Here is a 17,497-nt window from a genome sequence, read left to right as displayed (position 1 = left end):
CAGCATTCAACAATCGACGTGTGCCTGCCCGAGGCGTAAGGCTTGAAGATGCTTCAAGCTTCCTCGCTTCCCGCTCGCGTCCGGCCCGCCACGCTGTCGGTCTGGCTGTTCGTGGCGGCGGCGCTCGTCGTCGCCATGGTGATCATCGGCGGGATCACCCGCCTGACCGAATCGGGGCTGTCGATCACCCAGTGGAAACCGCTCACCGGGATCATCCCGCCGCTCAATGCCGCGCAGTGGCAGGCCGAATTCGACAATTACAAACGCATCCCGGAATATCAGCAGCTCAACCGCGGAATGACGCTGGCCGGGTTCCAGGCGATCTTCTTCTGGGAATATGTCCACCGTTTGCTCGGCCGCGTGGTCGGCATGGTCTACCTGCTGCCGTTCCTCTATTTCTGGGTGCGCGGACGCCTGCCGCGTGGTTATGCGCCTCGGCTAGGCGCGCTGGTTGCGCTGATCGTGCTGCAGGGCGCGATCGGCTGGTGGATGGTGTCGTCGGGGCTGACCAAGCGTACCGACGTCAGCCATATCCGGCTCGCGATCCATCTTGTCACCGCGCTGACGCTCCTGGCGGGAACGGTATGGACCGCGCTCGACCTGCGCGACCTCGCTGCGACTCGCCTCGCGCGTCCAGCCCGGCTGCGCGCTTTCGCGGCGGCGGCGCTGGTGCTCTTGTTCACGCAGATCATGTTCGGCGCGTTCACCGCGGGGCTCGATGCGGGCTATGCCTTCTCGAGCTGGCCGTTGATGGGGGACGAGATCTTCCCCGCCGCCACGCCGATGACGGATCCGATGTGGCGCAACGCGATCGACAATCCGATCGTCGTCCAGTTCATCCACCGCTGGCTCGCCTTTATCGCCGCAGCGGGAATCGTCGCGCTGGGCTGGCGCGCGATCCGGGCGGGCGCGCCGCGAATCGGTGCCATCGCGATCGCACTGGTCGTGGGCCAGATCCTCCTTGGGATCGCCACGCTGCTCACCGGCGTCGAGATCGTCGTCGCCGTGGCGCACCAAGCGAATGCCGCCCTGCTGTTGATCGCAGCGATCGCCGCGGCGCATGCAGTCGGACGTCGTACGATCTGAGGCGGGATTGCCAGAGGTATCCCGATACCTGTCGGGAAACCCGCCGAAACCTTGACTTTCCGGCCCGCGCACAGCAATAGCCGCTCCAACGATGCCGTCCCCCGGGGCGGCATCCGTCATTTTAGCTATGTAAGGTCACAAGCCCCATGAAGGCGCTGATGAAGACCACCAAGCCGGCATTGCCGTATGAGGTGGAGAAGAAATGGATCATCGTCGATGCCGATGGTCTGGTCGTTGGCCGCATGGCCTCGATCATTGCCAACATCCTGCGCGGCAAGCACAAGCCGAGCTTCACGCCCCACGTCGATTGCGGTGACAATGTCATCATCATCAACGCGGACAAGGTGCGGTTCACGGGCAACAAGCTCAAGGACAAGGTCTATTACAAGCACACCGGTTATGCCGGCGGCATCAAGGGAATCACCGCGGGCAAGGTGCTCGAAGGTCGCTTCCCCGAGCGCGTGATCGAAAAGGCCATTGAGCGGATGATTCCGCGCGGCCCGCTCGGCCGTCAGCAGATGCGCAACCTGCGCGTCTTCGCCGGCACGGAGCATCCGCATGAGGCGCAGAACCCCGAGGTTCTCGACATCGCCAGCATGAACCGCAAGAACAAGGTGGGCGCATAATGTCCGACAACCGCCAGTCGCTGGCTGATCTCGCCGCTCTGACCAACACCCCCGCCCCTGCCGCCGCTCCGGCTGCAGCAGCCCAGTCCGACGCGCAGGCCGAGGACTACATGGCCGGCAAGATCGAGGAGCCCGCCGCTCCGACGATGCCGCTGCGCGAGCAGATCCTCGACCAGTACGGCCGCGCCTATGCGACCGGTCGTCGTAAGGACGCCGTCGCACGCGTCTGGATCAAGCCCGGCTCGGGCAAGATCACGATCAACGGTCGTGACCAGGAAGTGTATTTCGCACGTCCGACGCTGCGTCTCGTCATCAACCAGGTGTTCGGTGTGACCGAGCGCGAGGGTGCGTATGACGTCGTCTGCACCGTCAAGGGTGGTGGCCTTTCGGGCCAGGCCGGCGCGGTCAAGCATGGCATCAGCCAGGCACTGACCAAGTTCGAGCCGATCCTGCGCGCGCCCGTCAAGGCGGCAGGCTTCCTGACGCGCGACAGCCGTACCGTCGAGCGCAAGAAGTACGGCCGTGCGAAGGCACGTCGTAGCTTCCAGTTCTCGAAGCGCTAAGCTTCCAGACCTTCGATGCTTGCGAAAGGGCGGTCCGGCAACGGGCCGCCTTTTTCGTTTGGGGCAGAAGGCGAGGCGATACCATTCTTATTGATGAGCCGGACCATTGGCCCCGCACGATAAGGACACCCTTTCTCGTTCGTTGCGAACGACGTCGAGAAACCCGGCACAGCGCCGGTTTCTCGACTACGCTCGAAACGAACGGGGGGAACTTACTCCCCCGCCACAGGACCTTGCCCAGTGACCGACGACGCCACCCCGCCCGCCACGACCCAGACCGCCTTGCTGGACGGTCCCTCGGACGACGTCGTCGAGACTGCGGAGGGCACGTCGAATGAACCGACCTCCTTTGCCGAGGCGATCGAACAGGTCGGCGCCGGGTCGCTGCTCGGCTATCGGCTTCAGCAGCAGGCGATCCTTTCGGATTTCGGACTGTTCGCGTTGCAATGCCGCGATAACGCCGCGCTTTTGACGAAGGCGGCCGAAATGGCGGCTGACGGCATGCAGACCGGACTGTGCAAGGTGCTGGAATATCGGCCTGCACAAGACGACCTGCTGTTCCGCGCTGGCGTTGGCTGGAAGGCCGGAGTGATCGGCAACGCCACGCTCGGCGCGGACGAGGAATCACCCGCCGGCTTTGCGTTTCGCAACGGTACCCCAGTCATCTCCAACCATCTCGAGGGCGAGGAGCGCTTCCGCACGCCGCAGATCATGGTCGAACACGGCGTGCGCCGCGCGATCAACGTGCTGATCTCGACCACGGCGGGCGCCTGGGGCGTGCTCGAGGTCGACAGCCCGAGCGCGGGCCAGTTCGAGGCCGCCGACATCGCGTTCCTGCAGGGCTTCGCCAATCTGCTCGGGGTGGCGATGGACCGGCAGGAGGGCGAGCGGCGGCTGGCAGAGGCGCTCGACTACCAGAAGGTGCTCGTCCAGGAGGCGAGCCACCGCGTCAAGAACAGCCTGACGATGCTGTCGAGCATCCTCCACCTGCAATCGCGCAGCAACGCGCTCCCCGAGGTATCGAACGCGCTCAACGAAGCGTCGGGGCACGTCATCGCGATCGCGCGGACGCACGACCAATTGTGGCGGCAGGGTACCGGGCGGGTCGACATGCGGGCGTTGCTCGACGATCTCTGCGCGAGCCTGGCGGGACAATTGCCCAGCCTGACGCTTGAATGCACCTCGGATGCGATTTCGATCGATGCGGATCAGGCGGTCGCGGTCGGGCTGTTGATCACCGAGCTCGTCACCAATGCGGCAAAGCACGCATATGGCGAGGAGGGCGGCAGGGTGTCCGTCACCGCGATCGCGAACGACGTGTTGGTGACGTTGTCCGTTCGCGATTACGGCGCGGGGCTGCCGGAAACGTTCGACGTCCGCGCAGGATCATCGACAAGCCTCGGCCTGCAATTGATTCGCACGCTGGCGCGCAGCCTCGACGGAACCGTCGAGGCACAGTCGGACGGCGGCGGGCAGTTCGTCGTGACGTTCCCCGCGCAAGGGCGCTCAAGCTGACGGCCTCTGGCGCAATCCAGTCCTGTTCGAGCGACGATCGGTCCCCCAGCCGGTCAGATCGTCTTGCTGATCCCGAACAGGAAGCCGCGCCGCGCACCGAATTGCGGCGCACCGACCCCGACCCCGGAACCGTCGCGGATCTCGTACACATGGTCCGCTACGTTGATGATGTCCGCACGGATCTCGATCCCCGGGCCGGTGAAAGTGTGGCTCGTGGTCAGGTTGAAGACCGCATAGGCAGGCAGCTTGCCGCCGTTGGGAACATCGCCGTCGCGGCGCAGGCCTGACCCGTACAGCATCGACCCGCCGATCCGCGTGTTCCGCAACCCGCCCTGCTCGATGCGATAGGACGCACCCGCCGAGGCGGTCCATGTCTGGTCGTGGTCGAGATAGATCGACTGGCGCGCGATCGTCGCCAGGTCGGCGGGCGCAAAATTGAACTGTGACGAGACGATGTTGGTCCCCTGCGCCTTGGCATAGGCAAGGTTGCCGTACAGCGACAGGCCGTGCGCGGCATAGCTGACGTTTGCCTCGGCCCCCTTGATCGTCCCGCGCCCGTAATTGAACGGCGTCAGGATGATCGGCGCGCCGAACTGCCCTTCGTCGAGCAGGTCGTACGATTTGCGATAATAGCCATCGAGTCCGACCGTCACCGTCGGCGACAGCTTCCACTGCCCGCCGATATCGAAATAATCCTGCTTCTCTGCGTAAGGCGCATCCGCGAGTGGCGTATTTGCGCCATCGTCGCCCGGCGCCTGTGCACTTGTGCCACGGAACTTGAGCACGCTGGTCGTCGCGACATTGGCAAATGGCGGCGGCGAGAAATAGCGCGAATAGCCGGCATGGAGCGCAAGCCCTTCGACTGGCGTCAGCACGGCATTGACGCGCGGCGAGAAGGCGCTTTCCGAACGATAGCCGTCATAATGGTCGAAGCGTCCGCCGAAATTGACGACCAGAGGCTCGGCGATCTTCCATTCGTCCTGGAGATAGACACTGTACGTCATTTCGGTCTTGGCGCCATTGTCCACGACGGTGACCGGCTGTCCGGTCTGGGTGAAGGCGCGATCGGCATCATACGTGCCCGGCAACACCTGAGTCGCGGTCTGGCTGTTGTTGCGATCGCGCGACACGATCACGCCGCCGCGCAGCGTATGGGCGGAACTCAGGCGATACGCGCCCTCGACCTGCCCGCCGAAGGTGAAGTCGCGCTTATAGGCGTTCTGCGCGAGACCGTTGAACAGCAGTTCGCCGACCACGTCGGGCGTATAGCGCAGCGCGGAATAGCGCGCGAACAGGGACGCCTGGAGCGTCAGCGGCCCGGCATCGTGCAGCAGGCTGGCGAGCGCGAAGGCAGTCTGCTCGTGCTGGCGCTCGTCGAGATCGTTGCTGAGGAAGTCCGTCTGTCCACCAACGGTATAGCCGCTGTCCGGATGCAGACCGCGCGGGTTGGGAATCTGGAAGTTCTGGTCTGCATAACCCCCGATCAGCGAAACGCGGTTGTTCGAATCCAGCGTATGGTCGAGATAGACGAAGCCCTGATATTGGTCGGTATTGTCATGGATCGGCGTGCGCCCGGGATCGACCGCCTCGATCCCGATGTTGCTGTGCTTGTAGCTGCCGGTGACGAAGTAGTTGGTCTGTCCCGTCGACCCGCCATATTCGACGCTCGGCTGGATCGTGTCGTTGGTACCGCCGTACAGCGAGGCGACGCCGCTATTGTCGAAATGGCTCTTGGTCGTGACGTCGATGATCCCCGCCGTGCGCAGGCCATATTGCGCGGGGAGCGCGCCGGTGCGCAGGTCGAACCGCTCGACGATGCGCGGGCTGAGCGTCTGGCCGAACACCGAGACGCCTTCGGGCAGGATCGTGCCGTTGATGCGATATTGCAGATTGTTGTGATCATCGCGCACGTGGAACTGGCCCCCGCCATCCTGCACCACGCCCGGCAATTGCAGCAGGATCTGGTTGAGCTGGAGGTTGTCGCCGCCGGGCAGCGCCTGGATCTGGGCGTTGGTGATCGAATAGGTCGTCGCGCCAAGGCTCGGCTGGATCGAGGCGCGCGCCGCGTCGAGGCGACCGGTGATGACGATGTCGGGGCCTGCAGGGGTGCCGGGCGATGCGGTCGCCGTTGGTGCCGGCGTGGAGTCCACGGCCGTTTCGATCGTCTGCGTCTGCTGTGCGACGGCCGCCACGGGCATCAGCAGCGACACGGCAACACTCGACAAAAGAAGGGATCGAAGCATGGGGAGACAGCCTTTTCGAGCAACTTAGTTCGGTGCGACGGCGGTTCCGTACATGTGATGAGATAAAGTATCAAGGCCGTCTCATCGTCTCCCGGAACGATTCGGCCATGACCTTTCCGCCACGCTGCGCTGACGTGGGGCTCGCAAGCTTTCGCGGAGATGAACGACAGCGTTCCGGGAATGATGGGCGCACCCGCCGCGCGCCTGGCGGATCAGCGCTGCGTGCCGCGCAGGGTGACGATCGTGGCCAGTGCGAGGGATGCCGCGATCGCGACGACCGTCTCGCTGATCGAATGGCTGTTCCACTGCCAGATCTCGAGCCCGGCATAGCCGGGCATGTTCGCGCGGCGCCCCGCGCCGAATTGCTCGATCCACTGATATTCGCGCTGGGTGATCTCGCGCATGATGCACGCCGCGCTGCCAGCAAAGCATCCCATCCACACGCAGGGCGTATTGCGCACGCCGAACAGACGTCCGATTCCCCAGCATGCCAGCTGTAGGCCGATCGATACGGGAACATGGGCGAACATGGCGGAAGACGTGTTCCCTGATCGGGGGATGCTTCAGAAGCGCGGGTCGAGACCACCCTGCTTGACGAGCGAGTCGATCGCGATCAGCTGCTCCAGCAGCGGTTCAAGGCGGTCGAGCGGCCAGCTGTTGGGTCCATCCGACATCGCCTGGTCGGGATCGGGATGCGATTCCACGAACAAGCCAGAAATCCCTGCGGCGACGGCAGCACGCGCCAGCACGGGAACGAATTCCCGCTGTCCGCCCGAACGGTCCCCCTGCCCGCCCGGCAACTGGACCGAATGCGTCGCGTCGAACACGACCGGGCAATGGGTGTCCCGCATGATCGCAAGGCTGCGCATGTCGGACACCAGATTGTTGTAGCCGAAGCTCGCGCCGCGTTCGCACATCATGAAATTGTCGGTTTCCACCCCTGCCGCGGCGGCGGCGGCGCGAGCCTTGTCGGCGACGTGAATCATGTCGCCGGGCGCCAGGAACTGGCCCTTCTTGATGTTGACGGGCTTGCCGGACGCCGCGACCGCCGCAATGAAATCGGTCTGCCGCGCAAGGAAGGCGGGTGTCTGCAACACGTCGACAACCTCGGCCACCATCTTGACCTGGTCGTCGCCATGCACGTCGGTCAGCACCGGCAACCCGGTTTCGGCGCGGACCTTTTCGAGAATGCGCAGCCCTTCTTCGATCCCGGGACCACGGAAGGATTTCCCGGAGCTGCGATTGGCCTTGTCGAACGAGCTCTTGTAGATCAGCAGCACGCCAAGCCGGTCGGCGATCGCGCGCAACTGCGTCGCGGTGGACAGAGCGAACGACTCGCTTTCGATCACGCACGGACCGACGATGAAGAAGATCGGCTCGGCTGGACCGATGTCTCGCCCACACAGACGCATTATCCGTTTTCCCTCATCGTGCCGGCGCCAAAACACGCCTAAATGGCGGCGGCTGGTGACGCCGCGACTTCTGCCGTCGTTTCGCTGGAAGTCAACGCGATAACACTTTAGTTGCAAACCGACTGGGGGGTCAGAGCAACGTTGAGAGAGTCCATGCACGCGATCGCCGCGAAAGTATCAGACGAGAAGGGATTGCTCTCCGCCTTGCGGACGACGCGGATCGAGATCGATGCGTTGCACGCCCTGTCGGAAGCGCTGCGCACATCGCCCCTGCGGCAGAGTTTCCTGCAGACGGTGGCCGAGATCGGCGCGCTGTCCGGGCGCCTGATCGTGACCGGCATGGGGAAAAGCGGCCTGGTCGGTCGCAAGATCGCCGCCACTTTGGCCTCGACCGGCACGCCCGCGCTGTTTCTGCACTCCAGCGAGGCGAGCCACGGCGACCTGGGCATGATCAGCGTCGGTGACATCGTCTTCGCCCTGAGCTGGTCCGGCGAGACGACCGAACTCGGCGCGATCATCACTTATTGTCGCCGCTTCGGCGTCCGGCTGATCGTCGCTACCGCCAATCCGGAAAGCACCGCGGGACGCGCCGCCGATATCTGCCTCGCGTTGCCGACGGTTCGCGAGGCATGCCCCAACGAACTCGCGCCGACCTCGTCGAGCACCGTGCAGGCGGTGCTGGGCGATGCCATTGCGGTGGCATTGACCGAACAGCGCGGTTTCTCGCGGTCGGACTTTTTGACCTTCCACCCGGGCGGCCGGTTGGGCGCCCAGCTGACGACCGTCGCGCAACTGATGGCGAGCGAGGCCGACGTACCGATGGTGCGGATGGGCGCAACCCTGCTCGACGCGACGATCGAGATGAGTCGCAAGCGCTATGGCTGCACCGCGGTCGTCGACCTGCAGGACAGGCTCGTCGGCGTCTTCACCGACGGCGACCTCCGGCGCAGCTTTGCCAGCGAGCGGCTCGGAGACGCCATCGGCGAGCATATGACCGCGACACCGATCACGGTCGCGCCCGATACGCTGACCTCGGACGCGTTGCGGATCATCAACGACAATGCCGTCTCGGTCTTATTCGTGTGCGAAAAGGACCGGCTGGTCGGCGTCATCCATCTCCATGACATTCTGCGGGCAGGCGTTGCCTGAGGTAGCCGCGCCCGACCTGATCGTGGTTCCGGCCCGCTTCGGGTCCCAACGTCTGCCCGGCAAACCCCTGCTCCCGATCGCGGGACAGACGCTGCTCGCGCGCGTCGTGGCGATCGCGCGCGAAGGCGCGCGGCGCGCGGGGAATGTCGACGTGGTCGTCGCGACGGACGACCGGCGGATCCTCGACCATGCCCACAGCCTCGGCTGCGACGCGGTGATGACCGATCCTGCCATCGCATCCGGATCGGGCCGCGCCTGGGCAGCCGCGCTTAGTCGCCGCGATGCGCCACCCATCGTCGTCAATCTCCAGGGGGACGCGCCGTTCGTTCAGCCGGCGACGATCGCGACGCTGATCGCCGCGCTGCGGGCATCGTCGTGCGGTGTCGCGACCCCGGTGATCCAGCTGGCCTGGCCGGCGCTCGATGCGTTGCGCGCGCAAAAGGCGGTTTCGCCGTTCAGTGGAACGACCTGTACGCGTCGTCCCGATGGCCGCGCGCTGTGGTTTTCCAAGGCCATCATCCCCGCGATCCGCGACGAAGCGCGGGGGCGCGAGCGCGATCTCCTGTCGCCGGTGTTCCGCCACATCGGACTTTACGCCTACACATTCGCTGCCTTGCAACGGTTCGAGGCGACGACGCCGACGTGCTATGAACGGCTTGAAGGCCTTGAACAGTTGCGCTTCCTGGAGTCGGGTGACGACATACTGACGGTCGCCGCCGATCCGTCGCCGCACAGCATGTCGGGGATCGATACGGCTGCCGACGTGGCCATGGCCGAACGCTTGATCACCGAACACGGCGAACCCCTACTCTCATGGATCTGACGCTCGTGATCGTTCGGCACGGCAACACCTTTGCCGTGGGCGAGCCCGCACGCAGGATCGGCGCGGCGACGGACCTGCCGCTCGTCGAAAGCGGCGTGGCGCAAGCACAGGCGCTGGGCGTGGCCTTCGCGCGGCAGGGCCTGCGCTTCGATCGCGCCCTTGCGGCACCGCTGTTGCGTACGCGCGCCACGATCGCAGGGATCCTCGCCGATCAGCCGGACGCGCCGCGGATCGAAGCCGCCGATTGGCTGACCGAGATCGATCATGGCCCGGACGAGGGGCGGCTCGAGCAGGACGTTGTCGCACGGCTCGGCATGGCGGCGCTCGCGCGCTGGGATACCGCAGCGCAGGTACCCCCGGGATGGGTCGTCGATGTCGATCAACGGATCGAGGGCTGGCGCACCCTGATGACCACGGCGGGGGGATGCGTGCTGGTCGTGACGAGCAACGGTGCGGCGCGCTTTGCGTTGCACGCCGACCCGGCCTTGCAGCGCGACGCCTCGCAACTTGCCTCGCTCAAGCTGCGCACCGGAGCCTATGCCGTGATCGAACGCCGGGCCGGCATCCTCCGCCTTGCCGTATGGGATCGCAGACCATGACGGGCGTTGCATTGCCGCTGCTCCGCGCGCCTCCTTTCCCGGGGATCGACGCCGCTGTTACCCGCCCGGGCGACTGCCCCGCCCCGGATGTCACGCCCGACCGCATCGAACGACTGTTCTCGGCGATCCGCGAGGCCCGCGTGGGGGGCGATTTCTGGGGACGGCAACGACTTCCGGCAAGGTCGTGCGCGATATACCGGCCCCGATCGGACGCCGAAAGCGGCGTTGCCCTTGCGCTGGTGCCGGAAGGCGATCGGCCTACCGCGCAGGCCATGGCCACGATCGACGAGCAAGCGTCCCCGGTCGATTTCTGGTCGATGCAACCGAACATGACCGCCCTCGTCGCGCATGGCGACGACGAATGGGTGGCGCTTGCCGTGATCGCGGGGGTGCCGGTCCGCCTAATGACGGCAGGGCGCTACGGCACGCCTGGGGACGACGCGGCGACCCTTCGCGAGCGGGTTGCCCGGCAGCTATTCCAGAAGCTGTACCGCGATCCGTTCACCGGACAGCCCGCCGACCTGTTCGCGACCATCGCGGTCCTGGGCGATTGGCGACGGATGTTCGCGGACAACCGCAATATCGTCGCCGGTTGCGGCTTCAGCTGGTGGAAGCGCCAGGAGATCGGGCGCTTTCTGTACACGCCGGAACATCCGCTTCGCTTCTTCCGGTCGGAGCGCCGGGCGCTGGATCATGCGGCCCGGCTGGGCGGGGCGGTTGCGATATGGCCGTCCCGCGTCTCAAGCGCGATGATCGAGGCCGCGGCCGTCCGCGCCATTCCGCTCGTTCGCGTCGAGGACGGGTTCGTCCGGTCGGTCGGGCTCGGCAGCAATCTGGTACCCCCGTCCTCCGTCGCGGTCGATTGGCGCGGCATCCATTACGACCCAGGCAAGCCGAGCGATCTGGAAACCTTGCTCGCAAACGCCGATTTTGCGCCGGCCCTGCTGGCGCGGGCAGCGCGGCTGCGCGAAACGATCCTGCAAGCGGGAATCAGCAAGTACGGCAGTGACATGCCCCACGCCTTTCCGCCGCGACAGGCGGGACGTCGCCTCGTCCTCGTGCCCGGGCAGGTCGAGGACGACATGTCGGTGCGGCTCGGCGGCGGGGGCCTTGCCAGTAACCTCGACCTGCTGCGCCGCGCGCGGCAGCTCGAACCCGCTGCTGAAATCTGGTTTCGTCCGCACCCCGATGTGACCGCCGGTCATCGCAGGGGCGCGGTGTCGGAGAGCGATGCGCTGCGCTACGCCGACCGGGTGGTCGAGGGCGGTGGGATGGCGCCGCTGCTCGACCTGGTCGATGGCGTCCATGTATTGACGTCGCTGACCGGATTCGAAGCCCTGCTCCGGGGTCGTGACGTCACCTGCCACGGCACGCCGTTCTACGCCGGCTGGGGGGTCACACGCGATCTTGGAATTGTGCCCGAACGCCGCGGTCGCGCACGGACCGTGCTGGACCTGATCGCCGGGGTGTTGATCCAATATCCCCGCTATCTCGATCCGGTCACGGGCCTGCCCTGTACGCCCGAAGTGCTGATCGCGCGCATGGGGCAAGGGGCCGCGCGCAATCGCCTCGGATGGATCACGCGGCTCCGTCGACTCCAGGGGCGCATCACCGGGGCACGCAAATCGTGACGAAACGCGTGATTCTGGATCTCTCGCGGCTGGTTTCCCGCGCGCGACATCATACGCCATCCGGCGTCGATCGGGTCGAAATGGCGTACGCCCGCGGCCTTGTCGCGCGCCTGGGCGACCGCCTGGATTTTGCCGCCGTCCACCCGCTGGCGGGCTACGGCCGGCTGTCGCACCGTAGCGCGCTGCGGTATCTCGACCTGCTGGAGCGCCGCTGGGACAGCGAGGGCGGCGGCGTTGCGCAACGCTCGGTCGCCGAGACACTCCCGCTGCTGCTCTCGCTGCTCCCGAAACGTGGCCGCGCGTCGCCCGGGACCGTCTATGTGCAGGCCTCGCCACACCATTTGACCCGCCCTGCGCTGGTCAGGCGCATTCTCGATCAGGAACAGGCGCGGTTCCTGTGCCTGGTCCACGACCTTATCCCGATCGAATATCCCGAATATGCGCGGCCCGACGGTGCACTCCTGCATCGCCGCCGGATCGAGACGATCGCATCGCTGGCGGATGGCGTGATCGTCAATTCGGCAGCGACGGGCGAATCGATGCGACCATGGATCGAGAAGACGGGGCGGACGGTCGCCATGCACGTGGCCCTGCTCGGGACGCAATCGATGCCAACGCGGGCGATGGACGTCCCCGATGGGCGCTACTTCCTGTGCGTCGGGACGATCGAGCCGCGCAAGAACCACCTGTTGCTGCTGCACCTGTGGCGCACCCTTGCCGAGACCTTGCCGCAGCACGCCATTCCGAAGCTGATCATCGTGGGGCGTCGCGGGTGGGAAAACGAACAGGTCCTCGACATGCTCGAGCGCTGCCCGGCGCTGCGTGGCCATGTCGAGGAGCGCAACGGCTGTTCGGACCAGGACCTCGATGCGCTACTGCGCGGTGCGCGCGCGCTGCTGTTGCCATCCTTCGCGGAAGGGTATGGCATGCCCGTGGCGGAAGCGCTCGCGGTCGGTACCCCGGTTATTTGCAGCGACTTGCCTGCCTTGCGCGAGGCCGGCGGCGATGTCCCGGACTATCGCGATCCGCTCGACGGGCCAGCGTGGCGCGCCGCCATCCTCGATCATTACGACGATGGTCCGCTCCGCGCTGCCCAGCTACTGCGGCTTCCGGCCTATCGCCCGCCAACATGGGCCGATCATATCGCGATCGTGGAGACGGCGATCACTGCGCTCCAGCGCTGACCGGGACGCCGTCTCGGTCGATCACTTCTTCTTGGTTGGAATGTAGGTGCCGAACACGTGGTCCCACACGATCGCGGTGATCGCGAAATTGCCTTCCTGCTTGGCATAATGATGCCGGATATGATGCTGGCGCAATTTGCGCAGCAGCGGCCCGCGCATGGGAAGCTGATGGCACGCATAATGGATCACGTCGTACACGACATATCCGATCCCGAAACCCAGAAACAACACGGACCCCGGAGCGCCGAACAGCGCATAGAACAGAATCCAGATCATTCCCGAGATACCCACGCTGACCACCGGTGGCATGATGTTGCGATACCGATCGCCGGGCATCGTATGGTGGTTGCCATGGGTGATGAAGATCAGCTTGCGCCACCATTCCGAGCGCAGTTTGAGATGAAAGATAAACCGATGCATCGCATATTCGAACAACGTCCAGATCAGCAGACCGAGCGCAACGAGCACGATCGCCATCCCGAAGCTGACCACCCTCCAGCTGGCATAGACTGCACAGGACAGAAAGATCGTCCATGTTACAGCAAATGCCGGTGGTGAAATAAGTGTAAACCGTTCGAGCAAATCATTACGAAACAGCCGGATGCGCGGTGCAGCGGACCTGTAATTCGTCATAGGCAGGCCTCGCAATTCTGGATCCAATGCGCAGATGTGGCTCGCGGTATGCTCAGAACGGGGCACCTTCTGTCAACCCGCAAAGCGGCAAACTGCGGCCCCGCATCGGCCGATGGGGGGGTTTATTGTCGCTTTTGGCGACCGAACCGAGAGAAGCCTGCCATGAACGTTTCGTTACTAGATCGAATCTTGATCACGGGCGCCTCGGGCGGTCTCGGCGCGGCATTGGCAAGCCATTATGCCGCGCCGGGGCGCTCCCTCCTCCTGTGGGGCAGGGATCACGACCGGCTCGAGCGAGTCGCTGCCGCGTGCCGTGCGGCGGGCGCGACGGTCGCGGTCCGCCGCCTCGACTTGTCCGATATCGCCGCTGCGGTCGCCGCGGTCGAGGCGGATGACGCAGCCGCTGCGATCGGCGTTGCGCTGCTGGTGGCCGGTGCGGGCGACGTTCGCGCGCCGGGAGACATCGTCGAGGATGCGGCCCAGATCGCCCACCTCGGGCTTGTCAATTTTGTCGCGCCCAGCGCGATGGCGGCCGCGCTAGCAAGACGGATGGTGCAACGCCGCACCGGCACCATCGTCCTGGTCGGATCGGCGGCGGCGTTTCATGCCCTCCCCTTCGCGGCCGGCTATGCCGGATCCAAGGCGGGACTGCTGCGCTTTGCCGACGCGCTGCGATTGAGCGTCATCGACCGGGGGGTCCGCGTCACGGTCGTTTCGCCCGGCTTTATCGATACGGCCGCCGGGCGGAAGAGCCCGGGCCCACGGCCGTTCCTGCTGCAGCCGGCCGACGCCGCTGCTCGGATTGCGCGGGCGGCAGAACGTGGCCGCGCCCATTCGATTTTCCCGTGGCCGTTCGCGGTCCTGTGCTGGATTGATCGCCTGTTGCCGGCGATGGCTCGCGACCGGCTGTTACGTGCGCTTACGCCGCCGCAGGATTGACCGCGGCCCGGTCCCGTTGCGGTACCGCGCAGCCCAGAATCGCTTGGTGCAGATCGGCGGGGGTCAGGCTCACCGGAGCTCCGCTGCCGCGCATCGTTTCGCCATTCTCGCCGAAGCGCATCATGACATAGGGGGTATGTCGTGCGCCGCCTGGCGCGGTTACCCCCGGAATACTCGGCCGATGGTCACCGAAGAAGACCAACAGAGCGGGCCGACCATCGCGCGAAAGATGTGCGATCAAATTGCTGAGCATCGCGTCGCTGCTTTGCAGATGCCGCAGATAGGCATCACGCCGCCCGGCCGCATCGCGGGCGGTGGCGCTGTCCCACGGCCCGTGATTCTCCATGGTGACTGCGTAAAGCAGCGTCGGCTGTGCAGCCTGGTCGATCAGCGCGGCCAAGGACGCCCCGAGCGTCCGGTCATCGACATAGCGTCCAGCGTCCGGAGACCGCGGGGCGAACCCCTCCTCGCCGATCAACGCATCGAACCCGACCGCCGGCATCAACCGATCCCGGCTGTAGAAGCGCAAGTCGTGCGGATGGACGAACAGGCTGCGATACCCTGCACTGCCAAGGCGTGCGGACAGGGCAAAGGACGCCTCGCCCGCCGCCGTCAGAAACGGATCGTAGCGTCGGAAGCCCAGTTCCTGCTCGGTGCGGCCAAACAGCACGCCATATTCGGTCCGCATCGTATAAGCCCCGAACCCGCTGACATCCAGCGTGCCCCACTGCCATGCAGCCGCCCGTGCAGCCGCCAATCCTTCAAGCGTATTCCCGGGATCGTCGGTGATCTCCACCGGATCGCAGAAAGACTCGCACTGGACGATGACGATCACCTCGGGCGGAACGGGCGTCCTTCCGACGAGCGGGGGGCTCAGCGCGATGCAAGGCTGCGGATCAGGCGTCTCACGCCACCGCCACCAATACAATAAAAGCGTAGCGACCATGCCATAGCGCTCGAAATCGCGGGCGAGCTCCGGCGTCGCCGCAATGCCGTCATACGATCCCCCGCGCAGCAGCCCCGCCAAGACACCGATCGCCAGCAGCGCCAGCCCGGCACCGATGAGATGCGGGCGCCAGTGCCACGAAAACAACAGGGCGAGCGCGATCACCGCCCCCGCCGCCCCGAGCGCGAGCATCCAGCGCTGGCTCGCGGATATCGCGGTAAAGTAGAACCGGGGATGCCGGACGACCCCGACCAGCAAGGCGAGATCCGAAAAGACCAGCGGCTCCCCCAACAGCATTCGCTTGGCGTTGGAGGCAACCATGAAAAGACCGACAAGCGCTACCGACACGACGGCCGCGACCCAGACGTTGCCCGAAGCCGCGAGGAAGAAGCCGAACGCCCCCGTAACCACCAGCCACAGCAGGATCACGCCACGCCCGTCGCGCACTCGGGCCGCCCGCGGCCGTGCGGCCGTATCGAGGGCCAGGGACAGTATCAGCATTGCCAGGAAAGGGATCACACCGTCCGCCACAGAAAAGGTCGCGTCCCCGCCGTGTCGTTGTCGACCCGCGGCTTGGAGAAGAGAAGAATCCGGTCCGGCTATAGCGACGGGCCGTCTGGCTGTCACGGCCCCGCTCCGCCGCGCAATGCCTTGGAAATACGCCGCACGATCTCTATGGCCAGGCCGAGGCGGCGTTGCACTCAATGAAACGCCATCAGAAATGACGAGGAACTTACGGATGCCGGATCAGCTTTCCGACCAGTCCGGTCTGCGCGCACCGACCGCGGGGTTGGGGGATCCTCAACCGCTAGCAACGCGCAACATTCTCTTGTTGCAGGGATTGATGGGGCCACTCTTCCGTCGCCTCGGACAGGTGCTGCGACGCGACGGATATGCCGTGCACAAGGTCAACTTCAACGGCGGCGATCGCCTGTTCTGGCGGCTTCCAAATGCCATCGACTATCGCGGCCGTCTGGAAGACTGGCCGGCGGCGTTGCGTCAACTGATTGCCGATCGCGCGATTACCGACGTTCTGCTGTTCGGAGACTGTCGCCCGATCCACATGGCCGCCATCGCGGTCTGCCGCGAACTGCATATTCCCGTTCATGTCTTCGAAGAGGGCTATATCCGCCCGGATTGGGTAACGCTCGAACTCGGCGGGGTTAACGGTCATTCGACGCTGCCGCGCGACCCGCTATGGTATCGTGCCCAGGCGGCCGCGCTGCCCCCGGCCCCGCAGCACGAGCCCGTCTCGTCCTCCTTCCGACGCCGGGCGACCGAAGCGCTGATCTACAATACCGCAGACGTGCTCAGTCGTTCGCAGTATCCCCATTGGGAAAATCATCGGCCGTGGCATCCGCTGGTCGAGGGCATGGGATGGGTCCGGCGGCTGATGCGGCGCAAGGCAGCCGCGGAACGCGCGCAGTCCGTACAGAGCGCGCTGGCGGCGCGCGAGGACCCGTATGTCCTGTTCCCGCTCCAGCTCGATTCGGACGCGCAGATTCGGTTGCATTCGTCCTTTGCCGGCATCGCGGACGCCCTGCGCATGGTGATCACGTCCTTCGCGAGCCATGCGCCCCCTGCGCTGCGGCTGGTGATCAAGGAACATCCGCTCGACAATGGCGTGCGCGATTGGCGGCTCGAGACGATGACGCTCGCGGCGCTGCACGGCGTGACCGACCGGATCGATTATCTCGAAGGTGGCGACATCGTCCCCTTGTCGGAACGATCGCAAGGCATGGTGACGATCAACAGCACGAGCGGGACGCTGGCGCTGGCGCAGGGCATTCCGGTGATCGCGTTGGGGCAAGCCGTCTATGACATCGAGGACATCACCTTCCAGGGACGGCTCGACGACTTCTGGCGCAATCCCGGAAAACCGGATGCGGAGACCTTCGCTGCATTCCGGCGCGTTCTGATCGATCGGTGCCTGGTCCCGGGTGGTTTCTTCTCAGAAGAGGCGCTCGCCAAATTGACCGAAGGCATCGTCGCGCGGATCGAAGCGGCAAGCCCGCTGATCACCCCGCGCGTCCGGCAGACCCAGTCATCGGGACGGATGCGAACGACCCTGGCCAAGCCGCATCCCGGCTGACCGGATCGGCCTGCGCGCGCCGTGACAGGCGGCATTGGCTGGCACGGGCGTTTTTC

16 protein-coding genes are annotated in these 17,497 nt (G+C 65.5%); 11 read left to right on the top strand and 5 right to left on the bottom strand.

Annotated features, from left to right (window positions below; all coding sequences use genetic code 11):
• The first annotated feature begins 48 nt into the window (after positions 1 to 48).
• From L8G49_RS16155 to L8G49_RS16140, 4 genes are all read left to right on the top strand, one after another.
• Positions 49 to 1,086, top strand: a complete 1,038-nt coding sequence (locus tag L8G49_RS16155; RefSeq protein WP_242186828.1) for a COX15/CtaA family protein — start codon at positions 49 to 51, stop codon at positions 1,084 to 1,086.
• A 146-nt stretch (positions 1,087 to 1,232) separates the two neighbouring features.
• The gene (gene rplM / locus L8G49_RS16150) at positions 1,233 to 1,712 is read left to right on the top strand and encodes a 50S ribosomal protein L13 (RefSeq protein WP_010162051.1); all 480 of its coding nucleotides are present in this window, start codon (positions 1,233 to 1,235) and stop codon (positions 1,710 to 1,712) included.
• On the top strand, positions 1,712 to 2,275 hold the full coding sequence (gene rpsI, locus L8G49_RS16145; protein WP_242138392.1) for a 30S ribosomal protein S9: 564 nt from the start codon (positions 1,712 to 1,714) through the stop codon (positions 2,273 to 2,275). Before rplM ends, rpsI begins: the two co-directional genes overlap by 1 nt.
• A 240-nt stretch (positions 2,276 to 2,515) precedes the next feature.
• A complete protein-coding gene (locus L8G49_RS16140) occupies positions 2,516 to 3,790 on the top strand; it encodes a histidine kinase dimerization/phosphoacceptor domain -containing protein (protein WP_242186762.1) in 1,275 nt (424 codons plus the stop codon).
• A gap of 53 nt (positions 3,791 to 3,843) precedes the next feature.
• On the opposite strand, the gene L8G49_RS16135 is transcribed toward L8G49_RS16140, so the two are convergent.
• From L8G49_RS16135 to kdsA, 3 genes are all read right to left on the bottom strand, one after another.
• Positions 3,844 to 6,033: a TonB-dependent receptor gene (locus L8G49_RS16135; protein ID WP_242186761.1), complete on the bottom strand. Its 2,190-nt coding sequence runs from the start codon at positions 6,031 to 6,033 to the stop codon at positions 3,844 to 3,846.
• A gap of 212 nt (positions 6,034 to 6,245) precedes the next feature.
• Positions 6,246 to 6,437 (bottom strand): hypothetical protein, encoded by a 192-nt coding sequence (locus tag L8G49_RS16130; protein WP_242138389.1) that lies wholly within the window; start codon positions 6,435 to 6,437, stop codon positions 6,246 to 6,248.
• A 159-nt stretch (positions 6,438 to 6,596) separates the two neighbouring features.
• Positions 6,597 to 7,445 (bottom strand): 3-deoxy-8-phosphooctulonate synthase, encoded by an 849-nt coding sequence (kdsA, locus tag L8G49_RS16125; protein ID WP_242186760.1) that lies wholly within the window; start codon positions 7,443 to 7,445, stop codon positions 6,597 to 6,599.
• A 153-nt stretch (positions 7,446 to 7,598) separates the two neighbouring features.
• Between kdsA and L8G49_RS16120 the strand changes: the two genes are divergently transcribed.
• From L8G49_RS16120 to L8G49_RS16100, 5 genes are read left to right on the top strand one after another with little or no spacing between them, the layout of a single operon-like run.
• The gene (locus tag L8G49_RS16120; RefSeq protein WP_242138387.1) at positions 7,599 to 8,594 is read left to right on the top strand and encodes a KpsF/GutQ family sugar-phosphate isomerase; all 996 of its coding nucleotides are present in this window, start codon (positions 7,599 to 7,601) and stop codon (positions 8,592 to 8,594) included.
• Positions 8,566 to 9,417: a 3-deoxy-manno-octulosonate cytidylyltransferase gene (locus L8G49_RS16115; protein ID WP_242186759.1), complete on the top strand. Its 852-nt coding sequence runs from the start codon at positions 8,566 to 8,568 to the stop codon at positions 9,415 to 9,417. The genes L8G49_RS16120 and L8G49_RS16115 overlap by 29 nt, the downstream gene beginning before the upstream one ends.
• The gene (locus L8G49_RS16110) at positions 9,408 to 10,016 is read left to right on the top strand and encodes a histidine phosphatase family protein (RefSeq protein ID WP_242186758.1); all 609 of its coding nucleotides are present in this window, start codon (positions 9,408 to 9,410) and stop codon (positions 10,014 to 10,016) included. The genes L8G49_RS16115 and L8G49_RS16110 overlap by 10 nt, the downstream gene beginning before the upstream one ends.
• On the top strand, positions 10,013 to 11,647 hold the full coding sequence (locus L8G49_RS16105) for a beta-3-deoxy-D-manno-oct-2-ulosonic acid transferase (RefSeq protein WP_242186757.1): 1,635 nt from the start codon (positions 10,013 to 10,015) through the stop codon (positions 11,645 to 11,647). Before L8G49_RS16110 ends, L8G49_RS16105 begins: the two co-directional genes overlap by 4 nt.
• The gene (locus L8G49_RS16100) at positions 11,644 to 12,831 is read left to right on the top strand and encodes a glycosyltransferase family 1 protein (RefSeq protein ID WP_242186756.1); all 1,188 of its coding nucleotides are present in this window, start codon (positions 11,644 to 11,646) and stop codon (positions 12,829 to 12,831) included. The genes L8G49_RS16105 and L8G49_RS16100 overlap by 4 nt, the downstream gene beginning before the upstream one ends.
• Before the next feature lie 21 nt (positions 12,832 to 12,852).
• Here L8G49_RS16100 and L8G49_RS16095 read toward each other — a convergent pair whose 3' ends face one another.
• Complete coding sequence (locus L8G49_RS16095; protein WP_242138382.1) at positions 12,853 to 13,464, bottom strand: sterol desaturase family protein; 612 nt, start codon at positions 13,462 to 13,464, stop codon at positions 12,853 to 12,855.
• Positions 13,465 to 13,653: 189 nt separating this feature from the next.
• Here L8G49_RS16095 and L8G49_RS16090 point away from each other — a divergent pair, with 189 nt between their 5' ends.
• The gene (locus L8G49_RS16090) at positions 13,654 to 14,403 is read left to right on the top strand and encodes an SDR family NAD(P)-dependent oxidoreductase (protein ID WP_242186755.1); all 750 of its coding nucleotides are present in this window, start codon (positions 13,654 to 13,656) and stop codon (positions 14,401 to 14,403) included.
• Here L8G49_RS16090 and L8G49_RS16085 read toward each other — a convergent pair.
• Entirely contained in the window at positions 14,384 to 15,850 is a 1,467-nt protein-coding gene (locus L8G49_RS16085) for an LTA synthase family protein (protein WP_242186754.1), read from the bottom strand. The genes L8G49_RS16090 and L8G49_RS16085 overlap by 20 nt on opposite strands.
• 343 nt (positions 15,851 to 16,193) lie before the next feature.
• Here L8G49_RS16085 and L8G49_RS16080 point away from each other — a divergent pair, with 343 nt between their 5' ends.
• The gene (locus tag L8G49_RS16080) at positions 16,194 to 17,441 is read left to right on the top strand and encodes a capsular biosynthesis protein (RefSeq protein WP_242186827.1); all 1,248 of its coding nucleotides are present in this window, start codon (positions 16,194 to 16,196) and stop codon (positions 17,439 to 17,441) included.
• Positions 17,442 to 17,497: the final 56 nt, after the last annotated feature.

Source organism: Sphingomonas sp. CARO-RG-8B-R24-01 (genome assembly GCF_022662295.1).
Taxonomy (GTDB): Bacteria; Pseudomonadota; Alphaproteobacteria; order Sphingomonadales; family Sphingomonadaceae; genus Sphingomonas.
Note: the sequence above shows the minus strand (reverse complement) of the source record. Positions and strands in the feature narration are given on the sequence as shown.